Source organism: cf. Phormidesmis sp. LEGE 11477 (assembly GCF_015207105.1).
Classification (GTDB): domain Bacteria; phylum Cyanobacteriota; class Cyanobacteriia; order Phormidesmidales; family Phormidesmidaceae; genus Phormidesmis.
In genome coordinates this window covers 19,449-38,973 of record NZ_JADEXO010000052.1, presented here as the reverse complement: position 1 = coordinate 38,973, position 19,525 = coordinate 19,449, and the positions used below count along the sequence as shown (strand labels likewise).

Annotated in this window: 8 protein-coding genes; 1 reads left to right on the top strand and 7 read right to left on the bottom strand. The window is 47.5% G+C overall.

Annotation, left to right across the window (positions count from 1 at the left end):
• Positions 1–442: 442 nt before the first annotated feature.
• The 7 genes from IQ256_RS15625 to IQ256_RS15595 form a co-directional block, all read right to left on the bottom strand.
• Positions 443–592 (bottom strand): hypothetical protein, encoded by a 150-nt coding sequence (locus IQ256_RS15625; RefSeq protein WP_193856474.1) that lies wholly within the window; start codon positions 590–592, stop codon positions 443–445.
• A gap of 281 nt (positions 593–873) precedes the next feature.
• Positions 874–1,056, bottom strand: coding sequence for a hypothetical protein (locus IQ256_RS15620; RefSeq protein ID WP_193856473.1), 183 nt, complete (start codon positions 1,054–1,056; stop codon positions 874–876).
• Positions 1,057–1,072: 16 nt separating this feature from the next.
• Positions 1,073–1,564: a zeta toxin family protein gene (locus IQ256_RS15615; protein ID WP_370623460.1), complete on the bottom strand. Its 492-nt coding sequence runs from the start codon at positions 1,562–1,564 to the stop codon at positions 1,073–1,075.
• Positions 1,564–1,881: a hypothetical protein gene (locus IQ256_RS15610; protein ID WP_193856472.1), complete on the bottom strand. Its 318-nt coding sequence runs from the start codon at positions 1,879–1,881 to the stop codon at positions 1,564–1,566. The genes IQ256_RS15615 and IQ256_RS15610 overlap by 1 nt, the downstream gene beginning before the upstream one ends.
• Before the next feature lie 29 nt (positions 1,882–1,910).
• The gene (locus IQ256_RS15605; protein WP_193856471.1) at positions 1,911–2,249 is read right to left on the bottom strand and encodes a XisI protein; all 339 of its coding nucleotides are present in this window, start codon (positions 2,247–2,249) and stop codon (positions 1,911–1,913) included.
• On the bottom strand, positions 2,237–2,653 hold the full coding sequence (locus IQ256_RS15600; RefSeq protein ID WP_193856470.1) for a XisH family protein: 417 nt from the start codon (positions 2,651–2,653) through the stop codon (positions 2,237–2,239). The genes IQ256_RS15605 and IQ256_RS15600 overlap by 13 nt, the downstream gene beginning before the upstream one ends.
• Positions 2,654–2,805: 152 nt before the next feature.
• A complete protein-coding gene (locus IQ256_RS15595) occupies positions 2,806–6,210 on the bottom strand; it encodes a CHAT domain-containing protein (protein ID WP_193856469.1) in 3,405 nt (1,134 codons plus the stop codon).
• Positions 6,211–6,836: 626 nt separating this feature from the next.
• On the opposite strand from IQ256_RS15595, the gene IQ256_RS15590 reads away from it, so the two are divergent.
• Positions 6,837–19,496, top strand: coding sequence for a putative Ig domain-containing protein (locus tag IQ256_RS15590; protein WP_193856468.1), 12,660 nt, complete (start codon positions 6,837–6,839; stop codon positions 19,494–19,496).
• The last annotated feature ends 29 nt before the right edge of the window (positions 19,497–19,525 follow it).

The window sequence follows — 19,525 nt, the reverse complement described above, 5'->3', positions numbered from 1 at the left end:
CCTGCTTATTTTTGACAACAACAGACCAAAAGAGAGAAGAAAGCAAGCTTGAACAGCTCACTTTCTTCTGAAAAATTACTCAACCACCCTTGACAGCAAACATAATCGCTTGCGGGGTAATGGAATTGGAACAGTACAATCCCCCGACTGGAAGCTACGTTTTGTTTCCGTCCCCTTGCGGGGTAATGGAATTTGAACCCCCTGCTTTTGTAAGCCTGCCGTAGCAAGGATTTCAGAAGCCAAATCTGAGGGGGTCAAAATCAAGAGCTGCTATTGACACTGGCTCTCAATTAACGTGCTAGAAAAAGGTCCGAAACTACCATATAGCAAGGCATCTGAGGGGGTCAACGGAATAATGCGGTTTTCAAGGTTCAAAAGACCCCCTCAGAATTTGAAGGCGTTAAGCATAACCATAGCGGCCATAGTGACCGCTATCAATAGCCTACGCTACATCTTCAAAGTTCGTCACAAAGTATCGCAACACCTCCCGCACAACGCCGCTCTTACCACGGAAATTGAGCAGTACGACTTCTCCTGACAGCGCCCCTGATGCCTTCAGCCCAAACACCGCGTGCGTCAACGAATGATTCATGTAACCTGCGATGATCACAATCAAATCGCAGTGCTCTAGCTTCTGTTGCCCTACCCGATTTTGATGTCGTCCTTCCTAAAAGCTGTGAGTAAATGAACTATTCGTGTTACTTACAGGTAATGAAAAAAGTAACACGAATAGTCCCTGCCAGATGGAACAGTGAAGCCAAACGTATCTTGAAGATATCAACTCAGAGGTCCAGTAGTCACTGTGTGTATACTACGCAGCATTCTCCCACTAAAAATATGGCGTAGAAGCACAGCAAAAATATGAGAAATCTATCATTGCTGTAACTTCTTATTTTCCTCTTCAGCATCTGGCGCATCATCTCCTATAAGTGCTGGTTTTCCATCTCTCCAGAGCACCGCATAGTGACCAAGGCGTCGCTTCCTTTCTAGAGTATCAGCTACTGCTTGTCTGAGAGCTTCTAGGGTTTTTTGAGCCTGCGGAGAAATCTGCGTCATCTTTTTGCCTCCTGGACTAATTGATCGAATAGTTGGGAACTGATGATGTTACGGTTTCTACTCTTAGCAAGTTGCGTAGACTGCGAGGAAACCGGCGCTCGATATCTCGCATGGGAATACTGTGTCCCCCATGAGCGACCCTTTCAGCAACTCTCAGCTTAGACGTTTCTACACTAGGAAGTGCTAAGTAGAGCAGCTCTATTAGCCATCCCTCTGTGTGCAATCGCCTGATTAGCTTAAGGTAGCTACGACCTGAAAGCGTTGTCTCAAAAGCAAAATTCTGTTTGCTCTGAATACGGTTCTCAATTTCTTTGAGGAAGAGGCGACTAGCAGCGATCAACTCGCGTTCAGGAGCAAGTGGCGATAGTCCAGCGGCAATTGAGTCGGCGTTAACAAAATTTGGGCAACTGGCTACAGCTGGTAAGTATTGCAGGGCAAAAGTGGTCTTTCCTGCACTGTTGGGGCCAGCAATGATCCAGCAAATAGGATTTGGAGCCGTGTTTATCACTAGCTCAGCATCTCTGAGACTACCGCATTGAGCCGATAAGTTGCTCTTTCTTTATGAGCATCTGCGATCGCACGAGCACTCTCAGCAATCAATATTGCAATAGTAGGCGGCATCTTCGGAATAGAAGCCATATAGCCACAGGCACGGCAAAAGCTATCATCTAGGTTAGTGGCTGAAAGCAACCGCAACGTTTCCGCATCGCCTGCTTTCACGGCTGCCAACGCCTGCTCATGCACTGGTAACCAGGGTGCGCCTAGCTCAGCTAATAGTTTGTCGATTATGAGTTGTGAATCTAGCTGTTTCGGCGTTGTAGTCATGAGTATCTTCAGCTTGCATAACAGCAGGTCTAAGAAACAGCATACTCAGTGAGCTTACGACGTTCAAGCGACCTGTACCCTAATACGATTCGGTCTTTAGGAATACCAGCTGCTTCTAGCTCGTAGGCGATACCGTCCTCTGTGCCATCGTGCTGAATCCAGACCTTGCCGTCTTTAATATCCAGATGAAGAAAAGGGCCATAGATGCGTTTGTCATTTTGCCAACCCGTTTCGACCAGCAGATAGCGATCGCGTTCATGGTCAAAAACAAGCTCCTGCTGAATAGTTTCATCTTGGCTCAAGAAGTCTACGTACTCCCGCAGCAGTTTTTTAATAATCTCTCGGTAGTCAGAATTCATGGGACCCATCGCACTAATTCCTCCTGATCGGCATCAAAAGTAACTACATTAAGCAAGCCGTCTTCAATCAGTATCTGACCAGCCTCCTCTTCAAAAACTGAAGTATAGACACCTTCAGTAACTGCTAAATATACTCTTCTGTCTGGATCATAGCGAGACAATAGTCGAGAATACAAGACGCACTGCCCCAAAGCTTCTTCGAGATCTTTGATATCAGAAGGGCGTGTAAAACTCTTAATCTCAACTGCAATCTTTTCGGTGCCTCGCTCTGCGGCGATAATCCGTTCTGCACCTAGGTCAACATATAGCTTCTTCTTGGTCAGCCTAATCAGTAGCGGGTCGTGCGTAATCGTCCATCCGTCTTTGACTAGAGCCGATCTTACTTGGTTGTGGTACATATCCTTTGCAGGCATAGGTCTAGCGGTTCTAGTTACAGGTTGACTTCAGTGAATGAGGTTGATAGTGATGGCACCAAGGACGAAGCTTACAGGAAAGCGGCAGGCGTAGGAGAGTGCAGTAAGCGGTAAGGTAGCAGCAGTGGATAATGTAGTGAGAATGCAATGAGTTAGACACCCACGTAAGTAAAGGCGGCCCAATGGAAGGGATGAGCAAAAGAGCACTGGCTATCTTCCTCCTCTGACTCGAAGCCGATGTCCCGAAGATAAGTAGTAAGAGCTGTATCGTTGCTATCTCGCAGCCAAATCTGAGCTTGACGGAGGGCTTCAGGTGGCTCAAGGTCTTCAGTGCGCCACAGGTCATAGAATCGGCTGAGCAGCAGCATAGTGCTATGGTCAGCTACTGACCATAGAGACGAGACCACACCTGCTGCTCCCGCCTGTAGCAGTCCCGTCGGCAGGCTGATTACTTCATCGGGAAGCTTAGTGCCAGGAATCCCAGTCTCACAGGCGGAGAGGATGGCAAGGCGTAGATTCTGAAGCTTTAGATCGAGTAAGTCTCGTAAGCTCAGAATTTCGTTGTTAGCCATCAGCAAACCGCTATTGAGAGGAGAATCAAGATCTGCTGAACCGTGGCAGGAGAAATGAACAACATTCTTGTGAGGTAACTGTTCTAAAACAGCCGTTCGCGTAGCGTTTTCTCGCTGTAGGAGTTTCCGGTTTTCTTCGCCAGGGAATGTAGAAATCGCTTTTTCAGCTTCGGAACCAGCACTGGGTAAGTTGCCTGCGTTAACTGGCTGAGGTTCATTGACTGCTAGCAGGGTGCTGGCTGGAGTCTGATTAGCTACGCTGCGGGCCGCACCTAGAGAAAGAGCATTAGGCGCGTAGGTGAATTGGATGTCATCACAGGCGTAGCGGCGGCCACTGGGTTTGCTTGTGTCTGGTGTCCAAGCAGCGTGGAAGGGCAGGTAGCTAAGGTAGCCAGTGGGGATAAGAATGGCTTTGGATAGATTTTGCTGTTGGAGATAGCTAATGAGCGGAGCCATCATCTCATTCCAGAGCTGATGTGTGACATCATCAATGGTCTCGAACCAGCCTTTGCGATTACTTTGAGATTCTCTGTATGCGCTGAACCAGCCGTCCTCAAGGAGGTCTCGTAGTTTCGATTCAGTTAAATTATCAGGCCAGAGGTCACTAACGCCTTCGGTGGTCAGTATGAGGGCGAGACTGCCGTTGGGGGTAGAGAGAATATAGACGAGGGGATGGTCAGGCTGGACAGTCGCGGTGATATCTTCAAAGGTAGGTAGCGCTAGGAACTTTTCGTACCCAGGGATTTGGCGGATGTCAGCTAGGCAATCTTTTAGAGCTTGTCGGGATTGCATAGCCTGTCGGCGGAAGTCATCCTGGCTGTATTTGGGTGATTCACTGTCGGTGTTCATACTGCGTTCGTTCGACTCAAGCTGATTGATCGCATTGGCTGCTGCTTGGTAGCGTTCTACGAGTCTAGGTTTGAGTTGGCGGATGTCTTCTAGATCAGCCTGGTTACGCAGCAAAGTTTCGCTAAGACCGCGTGCTCGGCCTTGCTCTATAGTGGCGACCGCTGTTGTGAGGCTACCGACTTTAGCATATGTACAAGCAGCCCGACGGTAGAGATCGTTAGTTTCAGAGAGCTCGGCTTCTTGGCTACCTTTGGAGATTGCAGCTTGATATAGAACTTCTGCAGCGCTGAGCGCCGTTTCGTAGTGAATCTGAGCTTTACCCCAATATTTTCCGTTCGCGTACAGATTAGCTAAAAGTTGAGATGTGATGCGGCAGTCATTTGGATGCGTCTCTGGAGTGAAAATTTCTAGGGATTGAGAATAACAATGGATTGCCTCTTCAATGTTTTCTGCTCGATTGCCCTGGATACGGGAGTTATAGGCGATTCCTAAGTTCATCATTGACTGTGCCCATTCAACAGGCATGTCTTCGCGTGTTCTCACCTCTAGAGACTGTCTACAGGCAGCAATCGATTTCTCAATATTCTCTGCACGCTCATCGCATTCGAGATAACCGTAAGCAACTGCTAGATTCGATGTGGACAATGCCCACTCAACGGGCATATCCAGTCGTGTCATTACCTCTAACGCTTGTCTATAGGCAGCAATTGCCTTCTCAATATTCTCAGTGCGATCACCTCGGATGCGAGAGCTATAGGCGATTCCTAAGTTCATCATTGACTGTGCCCATCCAACGGGCATGTCCTCGCGTGTTCTCACCTGTAGAGACCGTTTACAAGCGGCAATTGCCTCTTCGATATTCTTAGCACGGTCGCCTCGAATGCGAGAGTAATATGCAATTGACAAATTCATCATCGATAGTGCCCATTCAACGGGCATGTCCTCGCGCGTTCTCACCTGTAGAGATTGTCGGTGAGCCGTAATCGCCTCTTCAATATTCTCAGCGCGATCACCTCGGATGCGAAAATGATAGGCGACTGCCAAATTCATCATTGACTGTGCCCATTCAACGGGCATGTCCTCGCGCGTTGCTATCTGTAGTGATTGTCGGTAAGCCGTAATCGCTTCTTCGATATTTTCTGTCCGGTTACCTTTAATACGTGAGTAATAAGCGCCTGCTAGATTCGTCATAGTCATTGACCACAGGAAAGGCATAGCTTCCCTAGTTATGACCTGTAGTGATTGCTGGTAGGCCGCAATCGCTTCTTCGATATTTTCTGTCCGATTACCTTTGATACGCGAGTAGTAAGCAGTTGCCAGGTTCATCATCGACTGTGCCCACTCAACGGGCCTGGTCTCTTTGTTTCTCACCTGTAGAGATTGTCGATAGGCAGCGATTGCCTTTTCAATATTCTCTGCCCGATTGCCTTTGACGCGATTTCTATAAGCGGTTGCTAGATTCATCATCAGCGTTGCCCACTGAGTAGGCATAGTCTCTTCAGTCATTACCTCTAGTGCTTGTCGATGGGCTGTGATCGCTCTTTCGATGTTCTCTGCCCGGTTGCCTTTGATGCGGGCATAGTAAGCATTTGCCAGATTCATCATCAGCATTGCCCACTGAGTGGGCATAGTCTCTCTAGTCATTACCTCTAGCGCTTGTCGGTGGGCTGCGATCGCTCTTTCGATGTTCTCTGCCCGGTTGCCTTGTAAACTTTGAAATAAGCTGGTGCCCAACTCCGCTTTAAACACAGCCCAGAGATATTCATCGTCTTGGCGTGGTAACATCTGCAGGGCTTTCTGGCACAACACTATCCGTCTTTCCATATCTTGCGGCTCATTCATCTGCGATATAGCATGCAAAATCGCCTGCCAACTGCCAGACGTAAGTAATTCAACCGATCCTGTCTTCTCTGCTCCTATCGATCCATCTAACCGCCCTGCCATCTGAACTAGCCAATCGGCACTATTGTTCTCTCCTTGCTGCCGCACCTTCTCGGCTACCTGTGCCATCACTATCACTAGCCCTTCATCTAACAAATCCTGATGCTGTTGTAGGATGTTTGGTTCCTGATCACTAGGGCAGTTCAGCAATACATGCACTAGCTCTAGATAGGCTTGTATCCGTTGTTCATTCATAAAGTCGGCTTCCCTTATATAATCGCAATTCCTAGCTTTACTAATTACCTATGAATTTTCGTATTCTATATAGAATGTGAATCTACTTGAGCACGAGTACTCAGGCAGTTCCTTTTCTTTATTACTGTAGGTGAAGCTATCGCCTGATCTGCCACGATTCGAGCAGAGCGCTGTGAACTTGAATAAGGTCTATCAAGGCTCACGGACGGTTTACCGAGAGCATTTTTCGCTATGGATTCGACCATCTTAGACACATCTTCTCAAACCTGGCTCAACCTCTGCAACAGAAAGACTTTCAGCTAGTTCTGCGCTTTTTGTTCTGTACATAGGTGAACAGCTAGCCTACTGTAGCTTTCGTAAGGAGTTTTCTATAGCTCAACTTGAGCAACTAAATTCTAATGATTGCTAAGTTTTAGGACAAGATTATCTGTTCTACTTGAAAAGTATTACTTCGTAACAGTTCACGTTGGTTGTTCCTTTTTATTAGCTATTCAAATTTGAATTCGTTGTAAAGCTTACTCAGAAGGCGTATTCACGAACTCACGTAAGGGTAGGATGCCCACAGTTTTTCTGACACCTTTTTGCTGAGGGAAAACTGGCGCTATTTCTCACCTTTCTTATACTTAGTGACTATCAATACTTCAACCACTGAGCCTACCTCTGGCTCCCTGCCTTATCCATTCTCTAGCGAAGTTTTAGAAGAATCAACAGGGTTATCGTTTCCTCGACAAGCAGCAGAGACTGGGATCACACCTAGTGTGCTACCGAGCGCTGACCTTAGCTCTATCCTTCCTTTATCTGTGGAGTCTTTCGAGACCGACTCCTTTCTATCGACCTCGCCTTTCTTATCACAGTCTGTGCAGGCAAACTCGGACGATCTAACAGATATAACTGGATTGAGCGATATCCTATTGATAACTGAAGATGACTCAATCACTAACGGAGGAATAGTGATTGGTGAGCAGATAGTTGTTCCTGGAGCCGTTGACAAAACTATCTCGCTGACTTTCAACTGGACTGGGCGAGATGCGGCTTTCGATAATGAGCTTGGCGTATTCAAAGTTGATGAACTTGGCACGGTTGACGGAGTTGAAGTCGGAGACGAACAATACACTGCGTCTGCTTTAGCAAGTGCTAGTAGGCAAGTCATCTTTAGCAGTGGCCAGACAGTCGGCAATACTCAAACGCTAATTTTTCAAGGCGGCGATCGCCTAGCATTTTATCTGGTTCAAGACCGCTCGACTGAAGAGTGGCTAGCGCAGAATGAGAACGGCACTACGCAAACGCTTTCGCCAGTCTTCTTTTCACTGAACGATGCAAACGCCGACTCAGTGGACCATGTCAAGACGCAGCTGCTGGCTGATGGCTCATGGGAGTTCGCTTGGGAGGATTTGCTCGGCGGCGGCGATCAGGACTTCAACGATGCGGTACTCACGGTCTCTAAAGGACCAGGGATTCTAGAAAAGACACCAGGCACAGCAGGTCAGCTCGTCTCAACTCAGTTTTCTTGGACCGGGCGAGAAGCTGCCTACGATAACGAAATGGGATTGTATCTAGTTGACGACCATGAGGGCCGTATCGACGGCCTAAGTCCCGGTGATGAGGGCTATACGCTAGCAGCACTCTCAGATGAGCGAAGACGAATTGTTTTTGAGAGGGGTAAGACGGAGGGCGCAGAAACTAGGCTAGATTTACCGGGCGATACGTACTTTGGCTGGTATCTGATTCAAGATTCGTCTAGTCAGCTATTCCTGGACCAGAATCCTGACAACCAGTCTGGCAAAATGCCTTTAGCGTTCTTTTCTTTGGGTGGTGCGAACCCTGATGAGCACTTCCATATGGAACGTCAAGCAGATGGTGGCTACGGGTGGGAGGATCTGTTTGAGGGGGGCGATCGCGACTTCAATGACCTCGTCTTCAGGTACGAGTTTGAAGGCACGCAAGAACCCACCGCACTTACGCTTCAAGCGTCTTTAGCTAACGACACAGGAAGTAGCGACACCGATCAAATAACAGCTGATCCGACTATTCAAGGAAGCGTCTTAGGTAATCGGACTATCACCGCACTTAGAGGCGGCTTTGGCGATACAGCGACCGTAGACTTCATCGATATCACAACCTCGCTGCAAGGCAGTACGTTTACGCTAGACCAGTCAACGCTTGCTGCTATCAACGGAGGTACACTACCCGACGAGGAGTACACGCTAAAGCTAGTGGCTACCGATGACACTGACGAGGAGTCTGAGGTTTTCGAGATTGGTTTTGTCTTAGATACGACTATTCAAAACGAGATTCGTTTAGCAGATGAGTTTGACTCAGGGACGGTAGGCGATCTTACGACCTCTTTTGAAGTGGTAACGCTAGTAGGAGAAGCCGAGCCAAACGTTGAGCTAGCGCTACAGGGCACAGCGCTGACGGCAACCAGCGATGATGATGGCTCCTATTCATTCCCAGACATCTCCTTATCTGTTGGCGAGAATACGTTCACCGTTGTTGCTACTGACGTAGCTGGCAACCAGCTAGCGGCTACGACTATTATCACCCGAACGCCTGTCGATACGAACGTACCCATCGTTCAAGCTGCGCTGGTGAATGACACTGGCGTTAGCGATACTGATGGAGTAACGTCCGATGCTGCCATTCAGGGCAGTGTTACTAGCAACACAGATGTAGTTAGCTTGCGCGCAGGCTTTAACGACACGCCTGCTACAGAGTTCGTCGATATTTCTGATGCCTTGCAGGGCAATACGTTTACGCTGAGCGAGGAAGTACTTGCTGACGTCAATGGTGGCGCTCTACCGGATGGTGAGTACACGCTAAAGCTAATCGCAGCTAACGTCGCGGGCAGTGAATCAGAGGTCATTGAGCTACCGTTCTTGCTAGACACGGTGATTCAATCGCCGACGCTACAGCTTGCGTCTAGTTACGATTCTGAAACGGTTGGAGATCTAAGAACTTCTTTTACAGAGGTAAGGCTTGAAGGAAGCACTGATGCTGATGCGAGAATCGATCTGCAAAGCGCGGATATGGCAACTGCTAGTGACAGATCAGGAAACTTCGCGCTGCGCAACGTTGCTTTAAGCGAAGGGGATAATGACTTTGTTGTTCAGGCCACCGACGCTGCTGGGAATCAGGCCGATGGCTCGCTTACTATCAGTAAGACGCAGCGTCAGGCGCTTCGCAATAATGCACCTGTTATTACTAGTACGCCGTCAACCTCTTTTCCGACAGACAGCACCACCTATCAGTACCAGGTAACTGCTACCGATGAAGATAACGACCCACTGGTCTATAGTCTGGCCAATAGCCCGGCAGGAGCGAGCATCAGTGAACAAGGTTTACTCAGTTGGACTGGAGAGTCTGATGACTCTAGCTCCTACGACTTTGCTGTGCAAGTCGATGATGGCCAGGGTGGGATCGCCACACAGAACTTTGCAGTTGGTGTGCCTGTTCCAACAGGAGAAATCAATGGGTTTGTGTGGAATGATCTCAATAGAAACGGTGTTTTTGACCAGTTTCAGTCTGGGTCTGATAGTGAAATTGAACCCTCGTCTGAGCTAGAGGTAGAACCCAACTTCGATGATATATACGATGTATTTGACTTAGGTTCTGTACCGGGACTTCCTACTTCCTACGGTGGACTAACCCTTAACCCTGATAACCTCAACCAGCTTTTGATAGGTGGGAATGCCAATAGAGAAGAAGGGGCTATCTATGCTGTCGATGTAGTCAGAGGGGCTGGAAATCACATCATTGGATTTGAAGGTAGCGCTACTCAATACGGTGAAGGAGCCTATAACGATGGTGGACTTCAGTTCAATGATGAAGGCGTCTTGTTTGCAAGCCGGTGGCCAGAAAACGAACTTGGACAAAGCCTACCTGGTAGTCGAACAACGGACAAGATTATCGACCTTGCGCCATTGGGTATCGCGCGATCACATGCCAGCCTAAGCTTCGTGCCCGAAGGCATTCCTGGCGAAGGAGGTTTGAAGTTTGTCTCGTGGGCTGGCGGTCAATGGTATGACGTTGAACTGACACCTGATGGTAATGGGACTTATGACATCACCAACGTCGACTTTGAATTAACTCTACCAGGTGGACCAGAGGGTATTGCCTACGTACCAGAAGGTTCACCACTTTTCGATGAGCCGAGCCTCTTAGTAGCAGAGTGGTCAGCAGATAACATTTCTGTATATGAAGTTGACGCAGAAGGAGATCCCATCCTTGATAGCCGTCAGCTTCTATTAGAGGGATTGAATGGAGCAGAAGGCGCATTCATCGACCCAGTCACTGGCGACTTCTTATTCTCAACATTTGGCGGGGGCGATCGCGTTGTTAGTATTCAAGGCTTTTCTGCACCACTAGAAGATGAATTAGGTCTTGCTGATGTTGTAGTGTATCTAGATCTAGATAACGATGGCACGCTAGATAGTGAAGAACCACAAACGGTTACAAATCAGGATGGAGTTTACAACTTCTCTGAAGTTACTCCAGGGACATATACCGTCCGTCAAACGCTATTACCTGAATACGTTCAGACGTTTCCCACGAATACTCCAGTTGTTGAAGTTTCTTCCGATAGCTCCGTTGAGAACGTTGACTTTGCACAGGTCCTTACGGATGAAGCCAATCGAGCGCCTGTGTTTGTCAATGATCCGCTAGAGAGCTTCTCTATTCCGCTACCTGGTACAGCATCTGGAGATGTAGACCCTGAATTTCTAAACCTAAGCATCGGAGAAAACGAAACCTTCTTCGGGTCGGTGTCGATTACGCTGCCTGAGCAGGGCGATACTGGTGGGTCCGCAGATATCGTATTTGTTGTCGATGAATCAGGCTCGATGCAAGGTGAACATGAGTGGCTCACCGAAATGGTTGTAGAACTCGATACGGCACTAGAAGCGCGCGGGATTACAGGTAATAGATACAGTTTGTTAGGGTTTGGTGGTGACGAATTCGACGCAGGTGTGCGTAGCCTGACAGTTCCAGATCCTACTATCCAGATCTATGGACCTGGTAATCAGCTGATTGACACGCAGTCCTCCAACTTGTCTGCGGCTGAGTTTTCGCTGCCTACGGACGGAGACTATACGGTCTTTATCACCACAGATGAGCAGCTACCTATCGACTACGAGCTACAAGCTGAAGTAAGCAAAGATCCATTTATTGAGCCAGTTGGATTCAATCAAGCTATAGAAGAAACTATTGAAGGCAATGAGCGACAAACGTTTAACTTTGAAGCGCCTGCTGGTCTGAGAGTATGGTTCGATAACATCACTACCCAGTTTAGCGATATACAGGGCAGCTTGCTTGACCCTGATGGTGAGATCATTGCAACGAATCTTAGAACCTTCACAAGTAATGGTCCATTCTCTCTAACTAAAAGCGGAACCTACAGTCTAGTCATGGACGCAGGTAGCGAAGGGGGAGAATATGCCTTTCAGCTCATTGACATGAGCGATGCTTCTACGCTGGCGTTCGATACTCCTATCAACGGAACTACTGAAGTTTCAGAGACGCAGATATTCAAGGTTGAAGGGTCAACCGGACAAAGGCTTTTCTTCGAGTCTGGAGTTATTGGCCCTGATTGGTCACTTTACAGTTCAGATAATGAAGAGATAGACAGCAATTTTATAGGTCTTGATCTAGAAGCTATATTGCCGGGGGATGGGACTTACTGGTTAGTTATAGAGAACGGTGCAGTTACGCAAAGGGAATACACATTCGAGATCATTACTCCGGATACTACGGTTACTGACATCAACTTTAATGAGCTAAACAGCGGCGTCGTGTCGGAGCCTGGAGAGCTAGACATCTATAAGTTTGAAGGTCAGGCTGGTCAAAATATCTGGTTCGATAGTGTGGGACCTAGCTCTACATCCAGTCCAACTATTGAACTATTTAGTGCAGATGGAGAACAGCTATTCTCTACTTCTGGAACGAGAGATACAGGTTTGATTTCACTGCAAAGTTCAGGAACCTATTCTATTTTAGTCGGCGGCGATGACAAAATCGGAGACTACCAGTTTCAAGTGTTAGATGCGCAAACGGCACCTACTGTAGATATTGGAAGCGCTACGTCTGGTTCTTTGGTTGTAGGGAACTCAAGCACTATATTCAAACTTAATGGATCAGCATATCAGCAGTTGAAGTTTGAAAACCTTCAATCGTCAGGTACTGCTGACGGTTCTTGGCAACTGTACAGTCCAGGGAACGAACAGTTAAAAAGTAACAACATCGATCAAACTTTTAGCGCGGCGCTATCTGATGATGGTGAATACTATCTTGTTTTAACCGGTGCGCAGGACGAACAGGTTGACTATAGCTTTCAGGTAAGCGACGTTACCAGCGCTATTATCGACACAGCGGGTTTCAACATTATCAACAGTGGTACTATTGCAGCAAGTGAAACTGATACCTACACATTTGATGCCCCTGCTGGCTCTAGAGTTCTTCTTGATGTAATTAGTACTACCGATAGGAATATATCAGTTAGCTTTATCGACCCTGATGATGAGTTAGTAGACGATAATATTCGTTTTGGTTCTGCTGAGTCGCTTCCTTTCCTCCTAGAAAAAACTGGTACCTACACTCTTTCAGTCGACGGCGGGAGTAGTGGCGGAGAATACAGCTTCCGTGTTCTCAATCTGAACAATGCTATTTCAGTAGCAGTAGATACTACGGTAAATGTGTCCCTGGCTATAGAGAATGGCATACAGTTGTACGAGTTTGAAGGTCAGGCCGGGACACGGGTGCTCATAGATGCTGACCAAGGATCTGCGCTGTTGGGTAACTGGAACTTGTTCTATCCAGGAGGTGGAGAATACAGGAGTACAGCGACTACTCTTGGCGGAGATATTGAAGTTGTCCTACCCTCAGATGGAAAATATGTTCTTTCTGTACAGGGCCCTTCTAGTCAGTTCTCTGAGTTCAGTTTCCAAGTTGTGACCTCTGAAACACAGATAGAGGAGATAGAAGTTGGAGAGATAGTCAACGGTAGCTTAGACGAAGCTGGTGAGATTGACCGATACGAATTTTCTGGTGCTAAGGGACAAAAGCTCTGGATAGATAGCTTGGATGCTTTCTCTAGGGACGCAAAGCTCCGTTTAATTAGTCCGACGGGCAGTCAGCTTTTTGGAGATAGAAATCGCCTTACCAGCTTGTCTGGTATTGATGGAACGAGCGGCGACCAATCGTTCACTGGTCAAATCGGGCCAATCACGCTTCCAGAAGACGGTCTGTACACCTTGAGAATTTTGGCTGGGGATTCAACGGGCGACTACAGTTTCCGGGTTAACGCTGTATCAGAAAAGATTCCCGTACAAACAGGCGATCGGCTAACTGGGCGCGCTGATAATAATTTGTCGCGAGGTCTTCAGATCGAAAATGCCCTCGCAGGTCAGACGCTCAGTCTCGCCGTAGTAGATGACGACTTTTTTGGCGACATCACAGCACTATCGCAAAGCCTTGGCACGTTATCGACCCGGCGAGGTGGAGAAGAGGATGGCTATGCCGGACTAAACGAAGCGCTACATCTGCCTCTTCGCGATGACGCTGCTGTTAACTTTGTGCTCATTACAGACGAAGAGCGCAGTGAGGTAGAGCAGCTTCTGACATTCGATCTCATTCAGAATCGGATCAGCGATCGCGGCGCTATATTAAGCGCTGTACTGAATGCCGAATTTGATGACGCGAACGGCGAGAGTGCGTTAGGCATTGATGCTGATAGCAATTCATATATACCTGACGGACAGGGAGGCTTCTCTATAAGTGAAGGCGCTACCTATACTGGCTCGCGATTGATCTCTGCTGGTCTTGGTTTTGGTGAAACAGAAAATATAGAAGAGGAATACGTCAATCTCGCTTTAGCACTTGACGGTACGATTTGGGATTTGAACCAGCTCAGACGTGGGGGCGATGCCGCTATCTCCTTTACTAAAGCGTTCGTTGAGCTTCAGTCTGAGGCTATTAGCGAGCAGTTTTTAGTAGATGTAGAGTCTGCTGATAGTGCGATCGCCTTTACTAATGCGACTGGCCCTCTAGCGGGACTAGGATCAGGAGACACAGCTAATTTCGATGTCGAAATCACAGGCGATGGGGACGCAGAAAGCTTCGAGCTACAGTTCATTCGCCCTGATAGCGGCTTTGTGCTAGGAACTCTGCCTGTAGTCGTTAACCAAAGCTATGTATACCCTGCTCTAGCAGTTGACCCGGATGGAGACCCGCTTACCTACAGCTTCGTTGAAGCGCCGGAGGGCGCGGCCATTGACCCACTAACTGGGGCTGTCACCTGGAATCCACCGGCGGTCGGGTCGTATAGCTTCAGCATTGAAGCTAATGATGGCAGAGGTGGTATTGCTTTGCAGGACTTCGTCGTTGTCGTCAAAGCTGTCAACGCTGATAACCAAGCGCCTAGTATTACTTCGGCTCCAACAATCTCAGAAATTGATGCTAACCAGACGTTCTCCTACGCTGTCGAAGCGAGCGATCCAGACGGGGATACCCTTTCTTATTATTTAACGCAGGCTCCTACGGGGTTAAGCATTGATCGCAGTACAGGCGTCATTAGCTGGCAGCCAACAAATGAGCAAGCGGGTAGCAATCTTGTTGAAGTACAGGTGCTAGATGGCAAAGGCAAATCTGACACTCAGCAGTTCGAGGTATCAGTTAATTCAGTTGCTCCCAATAGGTCTCCGTTCTTTAACTCTGCTCCTATCGCTACCGTACTCACAGGGGAGAACTATCAATATCAAGCTAGCGTAGTAGACCCAGAAGACGACACGCTAACTTACAGCTTGCGACAACAGCCAGAAGGTATGCAGATAGATGCAGATACCGGACTAGTTACGTGGCAGTCAGACCTGATTTCCCTGGGCGAGTACAGCGTAGTCATCGCGGTAGAAGATAGTGCTGGTAATACAGCGTCTCAGTCTTTCCAGCTCGTAGCTAGCGACGAACTAGCTGTTGACACTCAAGCACCAGATATAGATCTAGGGTTTGCTAGCAACCGAGTAGATATAGGAGGAACTTTCAGCCTACAGGTAAGAGCGACCGATGATAGAGATCTCGCATCGCTCTCTGTCGAGATAGATGGAAGAGAGCTTATTCTATCGCCCAATACACTAATAAATGGTCAACTGTACGAAACGGCAACCCAGCTAACTGAACCGGCTGTATATCCTGTTGTGGTCAGGGCAACTGATAGTGCAGGCAATGAAGCTCTTGAAACGTTCAACGTTGGGGTATTCGATCCTTCTGACACAGAGCTTCCAGAAGTAAGCTTTGACTTTGATGAGCTTACGGTTGGTACTACTATTCGCGAACCGTTCGATATTTTAGGAAAGGTAGATGACCCTAATCTAGTTTCTTACCGAATTGAATATGCGCCGACTCGCCTAGTTGACTTTGACAATGTTGCCGCAGATAATCCGGCGTTCCAACTACTAAATGAAAGCGAGGTGCCAGTCGATGGCGTGCTTGGAACAATCGATCCAAGATTCTTGAATAATGACCAATACTTCTTCCGCGTGACCGCTGAAGATGCCAATGGTATTACCGTGCAGGGTTTTGAGATTGGCGTTTCGACTGAGAACAAGGTTGGCAACTTCACGCTAGATGCGACTGACCTATCGATACCGCTTACTGGAATTCCTATCAGCGTGCAGCGACGCTACGATACCCTACAGGCCACTAGCTCAGCTTCTTTTGGCTATGGATGGGAGTTTGCAGGGTTAGATGCTCGTATCACTGAAAGCGCTGAGCAAGAACCAGAAGGTTTGGAAGGCAGCATTTTTGCGAATAAGGGATTTAGATTTGGTGATCGCGTTACCCTCACCACACCAGACGGCAAACGAGTCGGCTTTACCTTTGAACCTACTGCAAGAGCTGGCCTACTCGGCGCTATTTGGACACCCCGGTTTAAGCCTGACCCTGGTGTAGAGGAAGTGCTGACAGTAGAGAATGTTGGTCTTTCTCAAAAGTCAGATGGAACTTTCGGTCTGTACCTGTTCTCTTTCGGCTACAACCCATCCGAATATCAGCTCACAACGAAGAACAACCTAACCTACACCTATAACCAGTTTGAGGGCCTTCAGACGGTCGAAGATTTGAACGGCAACGTGCTGACCTACAGCGCAGATGGTATTACCAGCTCTACGGGCGAAACGGTTCGATTTGAGCGCGATAGTGATGACCGGATCACCAACATCATAGACCCGGCGGGCAACAGCATTCGCTATGAGTATGATGCCAATAGTGACTTAGTAGCAGTAACTGATAGGGCGGGAAATACAACCCAATATGAGTACGACCCGGACCAGCCCCACTACCTGATAGAGGAAATCGATCCATTAGGTCGCTCTAGCGTACGAACTGAGTTTGACGACTTTGGACGCATTGAGCGCATTATCGATGCAGAAGGCAACGCACTAGAAATTGATATCGACTTTGACGGACCGACCGATACTCAGGTTATTACTGACCCGTTGGACAACACGACTATCTTGACCTACGACGATAGGGGTAACGTTATTCGTCAGGTTGACGCTGAAGGTGGCGTTACAGAGTACGAGTATTTTGACAGTGACATGCTCAAGAGCGTGAGCAATCCTCGTGGATTTAAGACTGCCTACACATATGACGAACGAGGTAATCTGCTGACTGAGACCGATCCGCTCGGAAACAAAACTACCAATACGTACGACAATTTGAATCAGGTTCTCACAACCGAAGATGCACGTGGGAATACGACGATTAATCGCTATAACGACAATGGGATGCTCAAAGAGAGTGAAGATGCAGTAGGTAACGTCACTAAGTACGACTACTTCGCAGATGGCAATCTAAAAACGATTACAGATGCCAACGATAATGATACGAACTATCGATATGACAGATTCGGACGATTAGAAGAAGTGGAAGATGCGCTAGGTGCAGTCACTCGCTTCGGTTATGACAATGCAGGAAATTTGAAGACGATTACTACGCCTCTAGGAAACACCGCTACGTTTGGCTATGATGCACAAGGCCAGGTAGTGAAGGTGACGGATGCGAAAGGGAATAGCACTCAGATTCAGTACAATGCGGCGGGCGATCGCAGTGCGGTCATAGATGTGCTAGGACGTAGAACGGAGTTCAAGTACAACAGTCGCGGACTTGAAACAAGAATTGATTATGCTGATGGAACCTTTAGTCGGACCTTATACGACGTCCTAGATAGAATCGCAAAGGAAATTGATCAGAATGGTAATGAAACAGAGTTTGATTACGATGGACTAGGTCGGTTGATTGAGGTCACCGATGCGCTAGGGCATGAAACTGAATATAGGTATGACAAGAGTGGTAACTTAACTGAGCAGATCGATGCGCTAGGTCGAACTACTCAGTTTAACTATGACGAGCTGAATCGCTTAATCGAAACAACCCTACCTTTGGGACAGGTAGAGACACAGACTTACGATAAAGTTGGCAACCTTAAGACCCTAACCAACTTCAATCAGCAGACTATTACATATGAGTATGATCTCAACAATCTGCTTCAGGCAGTGCGCTTGCCTGATGCTCCTGATGAACTATATACCTATATGCCGACAGGAGAGATAGACACAATCACTGACGCACGGGGTGTTACTGATTACGATTACGACGAAACTGGTCAACTGTGGCGACGAACCGATCCGAATGATGCTTTTGTTGCTTATACATATGACTTTGATGGAAACATTGGGACGCTTACTTCGCCATCGGGAACAGTTGAGTACACCTATGACGAGTTGGGGCTGTTAGAGACTGTTACCGACCGTCAGGACAACTTAACCACTTACAGCTACGACTCTCTAGGGAACTTAATCGAAACTCAGTTTGCTAACGAAATTGTTGAAACGAGAGATTATGATCTGCTCAATAGACCTACGTTCATAAAGAATGTTGACAGGAATAACAACCTGGTTTCTAGCTACGAATATACTCTTGATAAAGTTGGTAATAGAGAGGTGTTAGCCGAAAATAGTGGACGCACGATCGAATACACTTATGACGACCTCTATCGTTTGATTGAAGAGGCAGTTACAGATTCGGCGAACGGTGATCGTACTACAGGGTACGAGTACGATGATGTAGGAAATCGTCTTGAAAAAACTGATTCTGTCGAAGGAACAACGACTTACAGCTACAACGATAACGATCAATTACAGAATGAAAGAAACGGTAGTACTAAGATTAGCTATAGCTATGATGATGCCGGTAACCTGATCACTACTGCTGTGGATGGTGAAACACAGGTTACATACGCTTGGAACAGTAAAGGTGAGATAATCAAAGCTATAGTTCGTGAGAATGGCACGGAGCTGATAGCTGAGTTTCAATACAACACAGATGGTATTCGTGTTGCTTCTACAGTCGAGGATAAGACAACTAACTTTATAGTTGAAACTAATCAGCAAGAGTATGCGCAGGTAATTGAGGAATCTACTGATAGCGAAAATCTAGGTGTAGTCTACACGTATGCGCTAGGGCTAGTTAGTCAGTACCGCGATGCTGAAAGCAGCTTCTATCATGTAGATGCGTTAGAGAGTACTCGTATCCTTACTGACATTCAAGGTAATTCCTCAAACACCTACTCCTACGATGCTTATGGTAACTTAGAGTCGCAAGTTGAGACTGTACAGAACAAATATAAGTTTGCTGGAGAACAGTTGGATTCAGAGCTTCAGATCTACTCTCTTAGAGCACGTTACTACGATTCCTCTACAGGAAGATTTATTTCTAGGGATCCATTCTCAGGTTTCTTAGCCAATCCTCTGAGCCAAAATGAATATATCTACGCTGAAGGAAACCCAGTCAATGCTGTAGACCCTAGCGGAGAAAACGCAGCAATAGAGTATTTGATTCTAACAACACGTACAATCGTTGCTGCCGTTACTGTTAAAAGGATATTGACAGCTATTGAGCTTGCAGCTGAACTTATCGCTATTGCCACAGCGAATGATTTTCCTGGTTCATCTAGACGTCCACAACAACCGACACCGCCACCGATTGAAAGACCAGCTCAGAGCAGTGGTCCCCCGACCGGCAACGGCAATGGTAACGGCAACGGCAATGGCAATGGCAATGGTAACGGCAATGGCAATGGTAACGGCAATGGCAATGGTAACGGCAACGGCAATAGACCTTCTAATAACCCACCACGTAATCCTGGGCCTAGACCGAAGCCAGCGCGGAAGTTTCCTCCACGTAGAGGGCGTTTTGAGGCGGTAACTAAGATAATTAGAGGAATCAACCGTAACCGCTAAAAGCCTATTCAGCAATCCACTGTCTAGAG